The 13839-nt window shown below is 70.5% G+C and carries 6 protein-coding genes; all 6 read left to right on the forward strand.

All coding sequences use genetic code 11. From position 1 onward, the window contains the following. The first annotated feature begins 365 nt into the window (after nt 1–365). The gene (locus ACTOQ1_RS29040; protein WP_440071152.1) at nt 366–854 is read left to right on the forward strand and encodes a MarR family winged helix-turn-helix transcriptional regulator; all 489 of its coding nucleotides are present in this window, start codon (nt 366–368) and stop codon (nt 852–854) included. After that, on the forward strand, nt 823–3642 hold the full coding sequence (locus tag ACTOQ1_RS29045) for a PEP/pyruvate-binding domain-containing protein (RefSeq protein ID WP_440071153.1): 2820 nt from the start codon (nt 823–825) through the stop codon (nt 3640–3642). Before ACTOQ1_RS29040 ends, ACTOQ1_RS29045 begins: the two co-directional genes overlap by 32 nt. A 260-nt stretch (nt 3643–3902) precedes the next feature. Continuing rightward, entirely contained in the window at nt 3903–5192 is a 1290-nt protein-coding gene (locus ACTOQ1_RS29050; RefSeq protein ID WP_440071154.1) for an ROK family protein, read from the forward strand. 215 nt (nt 5193–5407) lie between these two features. After that, nucleotides 5408–11146, forward strand: coding sequence for a ThuA domain-containing protein (locus tag ACTOQ1_RS29055; RefSeq protein WP_440071155.1), 5739 nt, complete (start codon nt 5408–5410; stop codon nt 11144–11146). 170 nt (nt 11147–11316) lie between these two features. Beyond that, nucleotides 11317–11862, forward strand: coding sequence for a hypothetical protein (locus ACTOQ1_RS29060; RefSeq protein WP_440071156.1), 546 nt, complete (start codon nt 11317–11319; stop codon nt 11860–11862). A gap of 223 nt (nt 11863–12085) precedes the next feature. Further along, nucleotides 12086–13804, forward strand: a complete 1719-nt coding sequence (locus ACTOQ1_RS29065; protein ID WP_440071157.1) for an HAD-IIB family hydrolase — start codon at nt 12086–12088, stop codon at nt 13802–13804. Nucleotides 13805–13839 lie beyond the last annotated feature (35 nt).

The following is a 13839-nucleotide window of genomic DNA, read 5'->3' on the forward strand; positions in this document are numbered from 1 at the left end:
CACCGACCCGACACCGACCCGATCGGTCTCCCACGCTCGAACCCGGCCGGCTCCCCAGGGGGCCGGCTTCGTGCTGTGCCCGGCCCCGCATCCCGGCGCCGCGTCCCAACGCCGTATCCCCGCGCCGTCCTCACCTCCGCGTCCACTGCCGTACCACCGTGATTCATCGCCGCGTCCAGGCCGGACGTCATCCCGCAGGGAACCGTGCGTCCGCCACGAACCCGGGCCCCTCTCACCCGCGGACCGGGCACCACGCGAGACCGGCGAAAGGCCCGTGCGCTAATTTCATCACTTGTTGACTTCCCTTCCTCTCCGGCTTAGCCTTGCGACAACGCATTAGTTGCATTGATGCAAGGAGTTGTCCGATGGACCCCGTGGACGGCGCGGAGCGCGACCGGCTGGCCGACGACATCGGCGACTTCCGGCGGGCGCTGATCCCCGGCCTGCTGCTCCACATGCTGAGCGGCTTCGAGGGCGACGAGCCCTCCATGATCCAGATCGCCACGCTCTACCTCCTCGACGAACCGGTCGCCCCCACGCTCCGCGAACTCGCCGAGCGGGTCAGCCGGTCCGTCTCGGCCACCAGTCGCCTGGTCGACCAGCTCGTACGGCGAGGACTGGCCGACCGCCGGGAGGATCCCGGCGACCGACGGGTGCGGCGAATCGCCCTCACCCCGGCCGGAGCGGACTTTCTCCGCACGTTCGAGCGCGTCCGGGCCGACGCCCAGCTCGAAGTCACGGCCCATCTGACCGTCGAAGAACGCGAGCTCGTGACCCGGGCCATGACGCTTCTCGGCGAAGCCTCAAGGAGACGACGCACCCATGCCCAAGCCGCTCATCCTGAGATTCGATGACATCGGGGCGGAGATGCTGCCCCTCGTCGGCGGCAAGGCCGCCAATCTCGGCGTGCTCACCACCGCCGGGTTTCCCGTTCCCCCCGGCCTGTGCGTCACCACCGAGGCCTACCGCAGGGTCACCGAGCGAGCCGGGCTGGAGGAGGTGCTCACGACGCTCGCCACGACGGCCGCCGGGGACGTCCCCGCCCTGAACGCGCTGGCCGCGAAGGCCCGCGAGCTCGTGCTCTCCGCGCCGGTCCCCGACGACATCGCGAGCGCCGTACGCGACAGCGCGAACGGTCCCGTCGCGGTCCGCTCCTCCGCGACCGCCGAGGACCTGCCGCACGCCAGCTTCGCCGGCCAGCAGGACACCTACCTCAACGTGATCGGCGCCGACGCCGTGCTGGACGCGGTCCGGCGGTGCTGGGCCTCGCTCTGGACCGACCGGGCCGTCGCCTACCGGGCCGCGAACGGCATCGGCCACGACGCGGTGCGCCTGGCGGTGGTCGTCCAGGAGATGGTCCAGTCGGAGGTGGCCGGGGTGATGTTCACCGCCAACCCGGTCACCGGGCGGCGGCGCGAGGCGGTGATCGACGCCAGTCCCGGTCTCGGCGAGGCCGTGGTCTCCGGCGCGGTCAACCCCGACCACTTCGTGGTCGACACCGCCACCGGCCGGATCACCGAACGCCGCCTCGGCGACAAGCGGCTGGCCGTACGGTCGCTGGCGGGTGGCGGCGTCGAGCGCGTCGAGGCACCCGCTGACCCCGCGGCCTCCCCGGAATCCACGGGGTCCACGGAGAACGCCTGCGTCACCGACGCGCAGCTGGCGGCGCTGGCCGAGCTCGGTGACCGGGTCGAGCGGCACTACGGTGCGCCCCAGGACACCGAGTGGGCGATCGACTCCGGTGGCGTCCTCTGGCTGACCCAGTCGCGTCCCATCACCACGCTCTATCCGATCCCCCACCACGCGGAGCCGTCCGCGGACCCGCCGTCCGTGCCGGGTGAGGCGGGCGCGGGGGGAACCCGCGCCCTGGACTCGCGGCGCGGGGGCTCCGAGCCCGACGGCGCGCGGATCTACTTCTGCTTCAGCCTGGCCCAGGGCCTCTACCGGCCGATCACCCCCATGGGCATGTCGGCCTTCAGGCTGCTGTCGTCGTCGGTGTTCGAGATGCTGGGGATCCCGGTGGCCGACCGGGTGACCGGCGCCCCCGTCATCGCGGAGTCGGGCGGGCGGTTGTTCTTCGACATCACCGGATTGATGGGTGGCAGGGTGGGCCGCGTGGCCTTCCCGAAGGTGCTCGACGTGATGGAGGCACGGTCGGCGAAGGTGCTGCGCGGCCTGCTCGACGATCCCCGGTTCGGCGTCACCCAGCCCTCGCTCCGCCCGCCCCTGCGCCGGGCGTTCAGGATCGCGTCCCGCTTCCGCGTTCCACAGCGCGCCGTACGGGCCCTGCTCGACCCGGCGTCGGCACACCGGGACGTGAAGGTGCTGAACGCGCGCCTCCGGAGGGAGCTGGCCGCGCCCGGGGACGCCACGCCGGCCCAGCGTCTCGACCACGTCGAGCGGGTGCTGAGCCGCCAGATCTTCCCCCTGCTGCCGACCGTCGCCCCGGCGGCGGCGGCCGGGTTCGCGATGCTCGGGCTGGCCGCCAAGGCGCTGGGCGACCGGGTCGGACCCGGCGAGCTGCAGACGGTCCTGCGCGGGCTCCCGCACAACGTGACCACCGAGATGGACCTGACGCTGTGGCGGCTGGCCACCCGCATACGCGAGGACCGCGAAACCACCTCCCTGCTGCTGGGCACCCCCGCCGCCGAACTGGCCGAGCGCTTCCGCGCCGGATCGCTTCCCGGCGTCGCGCAGAGGGGCCTGGCGGACTTCCTGTCCGTCTACGGTGTCAGGGCGGTCGCCGAGATCGACCTCGGCCTACCGCGCTGGTCGGAGGATCCGGCCCACATCGTCGGCGTCCTCGCCAACTACCTGAGGCTGGAGGATCCGGCCCTGGCTCCGGACGCCCTGTTCGCCAAGGGCGCCACCGAGGCCGTTCTCATGATCAAAACCTTGAGCGGCCGCGCCGGAGGCCTTCGCGGGCGGTTCGTCCGCTTCGCGCTCGGCAGGACGCGGGCGCTGGCGGGCCTGCGCGAGATGCCCAAGTACGCCATGGTGACCGCGCTGGCCGCGATGCGGACCGAGTTGCTGGCCGTCGGCGTCGAGCTGGCGGCGCGCGGACTGCTGTCCCGTGCCGACGACGTCTTCTTCCTCACCTTCCGCGAAGCCAGGGCGGCCCTCGCCGCCGTGCCCTCCCTGGAGGCCTCGGCCGCGCCCTCCCGCGAAGCCCCGGCCACGGCCGGTGCCGCACGACCCGCGCTGACGGACCTCGTGGCGCGGCGGCGCGAGGAGGCCGCCCGCGAGCTGCGCCGCAGGCACGTCCCCCGCGTCCTGTTGTCGGACGGCACCGAGCCGGAGGCCGTCGCCGTACGGACGCCGGTGGACGGGGCGCTGACCGGCACCCCGGCCTCGGCGGGCACCGTCACCGGTGTCGCCAGGGTCGTCCTCGACCCGGTCGGCGCGCACCTGGAGCCCGGGGAGATCCTGGTCTGCCCCTCCACCGACCCCGGCTGGACGCCGTTGTTCCTCACCGCGGGCGGCCTGGTGATGGAGATGGGAGGTGCCAACTCCCACGGCGCCGTGGTGGCCCGCGAGTACGGGATCCCGGCCGTGGTAGGGGTGAGCGGGGCGACCGAGCACATCGCCACCGGCCAGGAGATCACCGTCGACGGCACCTCCGGCGCCGTCACCGCCACCTGACCGGTCACACGACTCGTTCACGGCTCCGCTCGTGGCTCACGGCGACTCCTTCGCCGCCCTCTCGCACGCACCCCGGCGTCTGCCGGGCGCGCAGGCCCGGAGAGTGAAAATTACAAACATAACAACTTGATAACAAAACCCTCACGCCGTCTACCTGCACATGTTCGAAGATGTCAACTCGTTACCTCTCAACAAGGTGCACATCGGACACATGCATGTTAAAAACCCCAATAGTTGATCGCTGAGACAAACGAAAGGCGGTGCCTCGCGTGACCCAGGAGTACAACGTCATGTACGCCACCGGCACCGCCCTACCGACCAGCTCGCCCATGATGCGCCAGACGAACCTCTCGCTGATTCTGCGTCACCTGCGTGACCGCGCGTCCCAGTCCCGGGCCGACATCGCGGAGGTGACCGGCCTGCACCGGGCCACGGTCTCCAACCTGGTGTCTCAGCTGATCGATCGGCGACTGGTCCAGGAGGTCGACATGGAGCACGTCGGCGCGATCGGCCGTCCCCGGCGCCCCCTGGCGCTGCACGGCACGCATGTCGGCGCGCTGGGTTTGGAGATCAACGTCGACCACATCTCGGTTCACGGGTCCGACCTCGGCGGCCGGGTCCTCGTGGAGCGCCGAACCGGCTTCGACGCGATGGCCGGCGGGCCGGATCGCGCGCTGCGCGTGCTCGGCAGGATGGCCCTGGAGGCCGTCGAGGAGATGAAGCGGGCCGAGGCCGTCCCCGCCGGTCTCGGGGTGGCGGTTCCCGGCCTGGTCGACGTGGCACGCGGCGTCGTCACGTTCGCACCCAACCTGGGCTGGCGCGACCTGCCGCTGGCGGCACGGCTGTCGGCCGAACTCGGCCCATGGAGCGTTCCAGTGCTGGTGGACAACGACGCCAACCTCGCGGCCGTGGCCGAGCACACCTCCGGTGTCGCCGCCGGCACCCCCCATCTCGTCTACCTCACCGGCGAGGTCGGCGTGGGCGGCGGCATCTTCGTCGACGGCAAGCTGCTCCGTGGCGCGGACGGCTTCTCCGGCGAGGTCGGGCACCTGCCGGTCGACCCGGGTGGCGCCCGCTGCGGCTGCGGGCGGCACGGCTGCTGGGAGACCAAGGTAGGGCTGGCGGCGCTGGTACGGACGGCCATGCCCGACCATGCCTACCGACCGGCCGACCTGCCGGTGTCCGACCCCGAGGAGCACGCGACGGAGATCGCCAGAGGATTGGCCGCGGGCGACCGCCGGATGACGGACGCGGTCGCGCGGGTGGGGCGGTGGCTCGGGCTCGGCGGCTCGATCCTGGCCAACCTGTTCAACCCGCGGGTGATCGTCGTCGGCGGCTACTTCGCCACGCTCGCCGAATGGCTGCTGCCCCACGCCCAGGCGGAGTTGGAACGGCTCGTCGTGGCCCGCTCCGCCAACCAGTGCCGGTTCGTCGCCTCCGACCTCGGCTTCGGCGCCGCCTCACGGGGCGCCGCGGACATGGTGATCAACCGGCTCATCGACCATCCGACCCTCATCACGGATCCGCTACCCCGGCTGTCGACCGGCTGACGGATCCCCCACAAGCCTGGAGGCGGCACCCTCCAGTCACCGCAGTACCCAACCTCACGCAACAAGTGGCACCAGTGCGGCGGCGCGCGCTTTGCCTGACGACCCCCCAAGTCAGGAAAGGGATCATCATGTCACCACGTTCTCGAACGTGGGCCAGGCTCTCGAAGAGCCTGCCGATAACCGAAAACCGCTCCCTACGCCGGACGGCGGCGGCGATGGCCCTGGCCATCGTCGTGCCCCTGATACCCGTCTTCACATTCCTGACGCCGCCGGCGAACGCCGCCGGCGGGCCGGCCTCCACGGCCCTGGCGTCGTCGGCGAACGCCGCCGACCCCGCCTTCAAGGTCCTGGTCTTCTCCAAGACCAGCGGCTTCCGGCACGACTCGATTCCCGAGGGGATCGCCGCCGTCCAGAAGCTCGGCGAGGAGAACAACTTCGCGGTCGACACGACCGAGGACAGCGCCCAGTTCACCGACGCCAACCTGGCGCAGTACCAGGCCGTCATCTTCATGTCCACGACCGGTGACCCCGTCACCACGCCGGACCAGAAGGCCGCCTTCGAGCGCTACATCCAGAACGGCGGCGGCTTCGCCGGCATCCACGCGGCCTCCGACAGCGGCTACAACTGGGAGTGGTACGGCAAGCTCGTCGGCGCGTACTTCAAGTCGCACCCGGCGACCCAGCAGGCGACGGTCCTCACCGAGGACCTCGCCCACCCGTCGACCTCGCACCTGCCGACCTCGTGGACCCGCGTCGACGAGTGGTACGACTTCCAGGCCAACCCGCGCAACAACGTGCACGTGTTGCAGTCGATGGACCAGAAGTCCTACACCGGCTCCACGCAGGGCATCGACCACCCGATCTCCTGGTGTCAGGACTACGACGGCGGACGCTCCTGGTACACCGGCCTCGGCCACACCAAGGAGAGCTTCGCCGAGCCGAACTTCCTGAAGATGCTCCTCGGCGGGATCAAGACCGCCGCGGGCGCCGAGAAGGCCGACTGCTCGGCCTCGCAGAGCGGCAGCTTCGAGAAGGTCGCCCTCGACGACAACACGGCGAACCCGATGATGACCGACATCGCCAAGGACGGCCGGGTCTTCTACATCGACCGCCTGGGTGACGTCAAGATCATCAAGACCACCGGCTCGACCGTGACGGCCGGTCGCCTGAACGTGTTCACCGCCAACGAGAGCGGCCTGCTCGGTCTGGCGCTGGACACGGACTTCGCCACCAACAACTGGCTGTACCTCTTCTACTCGCCGACGGGCCAGAACGTCGACCGGCTGAGCCGGTTCACGGTCAACGGCGACTCGCTCGACCTCTCGAGCGAGAAGGTCGTCCTCGACGTGCCGGTACAGCGGGCCGAGTGCTGCCACCACGGTGGCGGCATGCTCATGGACCACAAGACCGGCGACCTGTGGCTGGCCACCGGTGACAACACCAACCCGTTCGCCTCGGACGGCTACACGCCGATCGACGAGCGGTCCGGCCGGTCCGCGTGGGACGCGCAGCGCACCTCGGGCAACACCAACGACCTGAGCGGCAAGCTGCTGCGCATCACCCCGCAGGACGACGGCACCTACACCGTGCCGGCCGGAAACCTGTTCCCCGCGGGCACGGACAAGACCAAGCCCGAGATCTACGCCATGGGCTTCCGTAACCCGTTCCGCATGGGCCTGGACCCGAAGACCGGCTTCCCGATGGTGGCCGACTACGGACCCGACGCCGGCTCCGCGAGCGCCACCCGCGGTCCGCGGGGCACCGTCGAGTGGAACCTGGTCGACAAGCCGGGCAACTACGGCTGGCCGTTCTGCGTGGGCGCCAACACCCCGTACATCGACTACAACTTCGCCACCAGCACCTCGGGCTCGGCGTTCAACTGCGCCGCGCCGGTGAACGACTCGCCCAACAACACCGGTCTGACCACGCTGCCCCCGGCGATCGCGGCGTCGATCCCGTACACCAGCGCCACCAACCCGAACTCCTTCCCCGAGCTCAACGGCGGCGCGCCGATGGCGGGCCCGGTCTACCGCTACGACGCCGACCTGCAGTCGACCGTCAAGTGGCCGGCCTACTGGGACGGCAAGGCGATCTTCGGTGAGTGGAACACGAACAAGATGTTCTCGTTCCAGCTCAACGAGGCCGGCAACGCCCAGATCAAGATCAACCAGATCCTGAGCGCCATGAGCTTCAAGCGCCCCATGGACATCAAGTTCGGTCCCGACGGCGCGCTGTACCTGATCGAGTGGGGCTCCGGCTTCGGCGGCGACAACGCCGACTCCGGCATCTACCGCATCGAGTACGTCAAGGGCGTCCGCCCGCCGGTCGCCCGCGTCTCCGCGGACAAGACCGACGGCCCGGCCCCGCTGACCGTGCAGTTCTCCAGCCAGGGGTCGAACGACCCGGACGGCAGGCCGATCACCTACGCGTGGGACTTCGACGGCGACGGCACCACCGACTCGACCGACGCCAACCCCTCGCACACCTACACCCAGGCCGGGCAGTACAGCGCGGTCCTGACCGTCAGCAACCCCGACGGCCTCACCGGCACGGCGAACCTGCCGATCACGGCGGGCAACACCCGTCCGAAGGTGACCTTCGAGCTGCCGCCGAACGGCGCGTTCTTCGAGTTCGGCGACCAGGTGAACTACAAGATCGTGGTCACCGACGCCGAGGACGGCACGATCGACTGTGACGACGTCAAGATCCAGGCGTACCTGGGCCACGACAGCCACGGTCACCCGCTCGACCAGCACGAGGGCTGCGAGGGCACCATCCAGACGCTGTCCGACAGCGGCCACGGCATCGACGACAACCTGTTCTACATCCTTGAGGCCACCTACGCCGACAAGGGTGGCGCGGGCGGCGCCCAGTCGCTGACCGGGCGGGCCGAGGCCATCCTCCAGCCCAAGCGCAAGCAGGCCGAGCACTTCTCGGCGACCGGCCGGGTCGCGGACGGCACGGGCACCGACACCCCCGGCGTCCAGACCGAGACGACCACCGACCCTCAGGGTGGCGCCCAGAACATCGGCTTCACCAACGACGGCGACTACTGGTCCTACACCCCGATCAACCTGAGCGGCATCTCCCAGGTGCGGTTCCGGGTCTCCTCGGGCGGCGCCGGCGGCACCGTGCAGATCAAGGCGGGCAACGCCGACACCGGAACCCTGGTGGGCTCGGTCGACATCGCGCCGACCGGCGGCTGGCAGACGTTCCAGGACGTCACGGTCGACCTGACCGACGTCCCGACGACGACCGGCCCGCTGTTCTTCATCGTGCGCAAGCCGGCGAGCGCGGCCAACGACGCCTACCTGCTCAACTTCAACTGGGTCGACTTCATCGGCCAGGGCGCCACCGACAACCAGCGCCCGACGGTGACCGTGTCGGCGACCCCGGTCACGGGCATCGCCCCGCTGAAGGTCGACTTCACCTCGACCGCCACCGACCCCGACAACAACACCCCGCTCACGTACAAGTGGAACTTCGGCGTGAACGGCTCGCCGGAGCCGACCACCGCCGACGCGAGCCACACCTACAACGCGCCCGGCACGTACACCGCCACGGTGACCGTGACCGACGCCAAGGGTGCCTCGACGAGCAAGACGGTCTCCATCAAGGTGGACCCGCCGAGCACCGCGTGCCTCACCGGTCGTTCCGACGACTTCCTGGGCGCCGAGCTCGACCGGGACCGCTGGTCGGTCGTCCGTGAGGACCAGAACCTCAAGGTCGCGGACGGCAAGCTCGTCCTGCCGACGTCGCTCACCGAGATCTACGGCACCGGCACCGGCACCACGACCAACATCGTGCTCCAGCCGATGCCGGAGGGTGGCTGGACGGCCACCACCAAGGTCACGCTGAACGCCCGCGACGCCTACCAGCAGGCGGGTCTGATCGTCTACGGCGACGACGACAACTACGCCAAGATGGTGCTCCAGGCGCGGGGGACCAACGACCACGCCGCCCGCATCTTCCAGTTCATCCGGGAGGAGAACGGCACCCCCAACGAGGTGACGGAGAGCAACACGGCCAACCTCGGGGACGCCTACCCCGACACGGTGTACGTGCGGTTCATGAGCGACGGCACCAACCTCACCGCCCACTACTCGCCGGACGGGACCACCTTCACGGCGATGCCGCAGACCAAGGCGCTCGCCGGGATCACCAACCCGAGGATCGGCCTGTTCGCCCTGGCGAGCACGGGTAACCGCCCGGTGGTCGACGCGTCGTTCGACTGGTTCCACATCAGCCCCGACGACACCGCGAGCAAGCCCGAGCCGAGCGACGAGTTCGACGGCTCGTCGATCGACACCTGCCGCTGGGACGCGATCGTCCGTGGTGACAGCTCGACCGCCCGGGTGACCGGCGGCAACCTGGAGATCGACACCCAGACGGGCGACATCTTCGGGACCGGCAACTCCGATCCGAAGAACTTCATCCTGCAGACGGCGCCGAGCGGCGACTGGACGCTGGAGACGAAGATCGACGGTTCGGCGCTCAACGAGCAGTACCAGCAGGGCGGCCTGATCGTCTACGCCGGTGACGACGACTACGTGAAGCTCGACTACGTCATGGACAACGCCGCGGGCTCCGCGGTGTCGCGGCGGATCGAGCTGCGCAGCGAGGTCGCCGGAACCGTCCTGAACCCGCAGCCGCAGATCGGCTCGCTCACCCAGGGCGTCTGGCACCTCCGCCTGAAGAAGGAGGGCACCGGCTTCAAGGGGTCCTACTCCTCCGACGGCACCACGTGGACAGAGTTCTCGGAGGCGGTGACCAACACCGCCGTCGGCGACGGCAAGGTCGGCGTGTACGCCATCGGCACCTCGCAGCAGGCGTCCAAGACGGTCAAGTTCGACTACTTCCGCCTCAACGGCGGCGGAACGGCCGACTCGACCGCCCCGGTGACCACGGCCACCCCCGACCCGGCCGAGCCGGCGAACGGGTGGTTCACCGGCCTGGTCCAGGTCTCGCTGGCCGGCGCCGACGAGGCTCAGGGCAGCGGCGTCGACAAGACCGAGTTCCAGCTCGACGGCGGCGCCTGGACCGCGTACCTGGAGCCGGTGGTCATCACCGGTGACGGTGACCACACCCTGGCGTACCGTTCCGTCGACAAGGCGGGCAACGTCGAGGAGGCCAAGACGCTCGCCGTCAAGGTCGACGCGACCGCGCCCGTCACCACCGCGGACTTCCTCCCGGTCGGCCAGGACACCGTGCCGGTGACCCTCGCCGCGACGGACGCGACGTCCGGCGTGGAGAAGATCGAGTACGCCCTCGACAGCGGCGACTGGACGCCCTACACCACGACGGTCGACGTCACCGGTGTCGGCGACCACGAGCTGCGCTACCGCGCCACCGACAAGGCCGGCAACGTCGAGGAGACCAAGGCCGCGACCATCAAGATCGAGGACGGCGCCGAGCCCACCATCCTCATCTCCGGTGTCGCGGACGGCACCGAGTACGGCGACAGCAAGGACCTGACCATCGCCTGGGAGGTCACCGGACCCGGGGTCAAGACCGTGACCGGCAAGCTGGACGGCCGGCCGTTCACGTCCGGGACCGTCCAGCCGCTCCACACGCTGGCCCTGGGCGAGCACACGCTCACCGTCACCGTCGAGACCCAGTCCGGCGGCATCCACGAGCAGTCGGTCGCGTTCAAGACGGTCACCTCGACCAAGGACATCTCCGCCCTGATCGAGCGCTTCAAGGCGGCCGGGCAGCTGTCCGCCAAGAGCGCCAAGAAACTTCAGGACAAGATCTGCAAGGTCATGAGGGCCGAGGACAAGAAGCACGGGCCCGGGCACGGGCACGGACCGGACAAGAAGAAGGTAGTCAAGGAGCTCGAGCACTTCATCAAGGAGGTCAAGGACCGGAAGGTCGTCTCCGATCCGACGGTGAAGGCCACGCTCCTGCGTGACGCCAACGCCCTGATCGTCGCGTACGGCGGCAAGCCCGTGTAAGTGGGGTCACGGCCCCGACGAGGGGGCGCCGGGCTCTCTCCATGAGCCCGGCGCCCCCGATGGATCCGTAGTCGGGGTGCCCCGCGACGCGGGCACCCCGTTTCGCGCTCCGGCGGCGGCGGGCCCCCACCGGACCCGCCGCCGCCGAACCCGGAAGGAAACCACGCCCAGTGAACAAGGCCCTGAGATACGCCGCGGCCGTCCTGCTGGCCGGGCTCGGGCTGCTGCTCGGCGCCCCGGCCGCCTCCGCCGCGCCCGGTTCACCCCTCGCGCTGGAGGTCGTCGGGGACGGCGGCCGCAATGTCAACGTGCTCATCACCTGGAAGAAGGACGGCCGCCCGGTCACCGACATCGTCGCGGCGACCCTGCTCGCGACGGCACCCGACGGCCGTACCTTCGGCCCGATCCCGCTGAAGTCGGCGCCCGAGGGCCAGAACCTCTACAACGCGGCCGAGCCGCTCCCGGTGGGTGAGTGGAAGGTCGCCGTGACCGTCACCAAGCCCGCCGAGGTCCGCAAGTCGGCGACCGTGAAGGCGCAGGACATCGTGCTCCCCAAGGCGACCACGCCGGCGTCCACCACGGCACTGGCCGAACGCGCCGCCCAGGAGAGCTCGTCCGACGACCTCCCCCTCCAGATCGGCGTCATCGCCGCCGCCGCGGTGGCCGCCATCGGGATCATGTTCGTTCTCGTCCGCCGCCGGAACGTGTCCGGCTGACCCGCGGGCCGGAGGATCACCGTGCCCCCGGCCCATCCCATGACGATCGCGTGCCGCCGTCATCGAGCACGCCGGTGGCCGCCTCCTCCGGCACGCGAGCCGGCCGGATCCGGCCCACGCCAGGCGTGTCAGGGAACTCGTTCCGCCGCCGGAACATCCTCCTGCCAGGAGAAGTTCACCTCGGACCCCGTTTCCCTCCCTGGGGCGGGGTAAGTGGCCGGGCATGCGCTATCCCGTTCTGGCCTGTGACTACGACGGAACGCTGGCCGCCGAGGGCCGCGTCGACGACGACACCCTGGACGCGCTCGAGCGCCTCGCCCGATCGGGGCGGCGGCTGGTGATGGTCACCGGCAGGGAGGTCGGCTCGCTCACCCGGGACTTCGAGCGACTGGACCTGTTCGACCTGGTCGTCGCCGAGAACGGGGCCGTGCTCCACCGCCCCGGCGAACAGGAGAGCTCGACCCTCGCGGAGGCGCCGCCCGAGGCCTTCGTCGAGCGGCTGCGCGAGCTGGGCGTGGAGCCGCTCAGCGTCGGTTCGGCGATCGTCTCCACCTTGGAACCCCACGCCGAGACCGTTCTCACCACCATCCGCGAGCTCGGGCTGGAGATGCAGGTCATCTTCAACAAGGGCGCGGTGATGGTCCTGCCCTCGGGTGTCAACAAGGCCACCGGCCTGGCCGCGGCCCTGGCCGAGCTGGAGATGTCGGCCCACAGCGTGGTCGGCGTGGGCGACGCCGAGAACGACCACGCCTTCCTGGCCGCCTGCGAGTGCGCGGTGGCGGTGGCCAACGCGCTCCCCGCCGTCAAGGAACGGTGTGACCTGGTGACCGAGCGGGAGCGCGGCGCCGGGGTCGTCGAGTTGATCGACCGGATCGTGGAGACCGACCTGGCCGACGTGGACGTGGCGCGCCACCACCTGCTGCTGGGCACCGACGACGGCGGGGAGGTACGGTTCCCGCCGTACGGCGTGCGCATGCTGGTCGCCGGGCCCTCGCACAGCGGCAAGTCCACCGTCACCGCCGCGCTGCTGGAGCGGATCACCAGGGCGGGCTACCAGTTCTGCCTGATCGACCCCGAGGGCGACTACACCGACGGGGTCGAGGGCGCGTCCGTGCTCGGCGACGTCCGGCGCGCGCCCACCCAGGAGGAGATCCTCCAGGTGCTGCAGGACCCCGGGCAGAGCGTCGTGGTCAACCTGCTGGGCGTACCCCTCGACGACCGGCCCGGTTTCTTCCAGGACTTCCTGCCCCGCCTGTCGGCACTGCCGGCCGGCTCCGGGCACCCGCACTGGCTGGTGGTCGACGAGGCCCACCACATGATGCCCGACGGGTTCAAACTGCAGTCGGTGGAGATGCTGCGCGAGATAGGCGGGATCCTGCTGGTCACCGTGCATCCCGAGGCGGTCAGCGAGGCGGTCGTCCAGACCCTCGACACGGTCGTCGCGGTCGGGGACGAGCCCGGGGGCGTCCTGGGCGCGTTCGCCGCCGCCACCGGCCACGACGCTCCCGGCCGGGATCTTCCCGACCTGCCGACCGGGGAACTGCTGTTCTGGCGGCTCGACGGCGAGCCGGTCAGGGTGCGGTTGGCCCCGCCGGAGGAGGAACGCCAGAGACACCGCCGCAAGTACGCGGCCGGCGAGCTCGGGGAGGACGCGAGCTTCTACTTCCGCGGCCCCGAGAACGCGCTGAACCTGCGGGCCGGCAACCTCACCGCGTTCTGCCGCATCGCCGACGGCGTCGACGAGGAGACGTGGACCTACCACCTGCGCCGGGGCGACTACTCGCGCTGGCTGGCGGACAGTGTCAAGGACGAGGAGCTGTCGGCCGAGGTGGCCGAGGTCGAGCAGGATCCCGGCGACTCCGTCGACGACGCCAGGAAACGGGTGCGCGAGCTCATCGAGGCCCGCTACACCGCCCCCGCCGAACCGAGCGGGATCACCTGATCCTCCGGCCGGACCGGCGTGTCGGGCGAGGAAGG

Source organism: Streptosporangium sp. OZ121, assembly GCF_051918885.1.
Lineage (GTDB): Bacteria > Actinomycetota > Actinomycetes > Streptosporangiales > Streptosporangiaceae > Streptosporangium.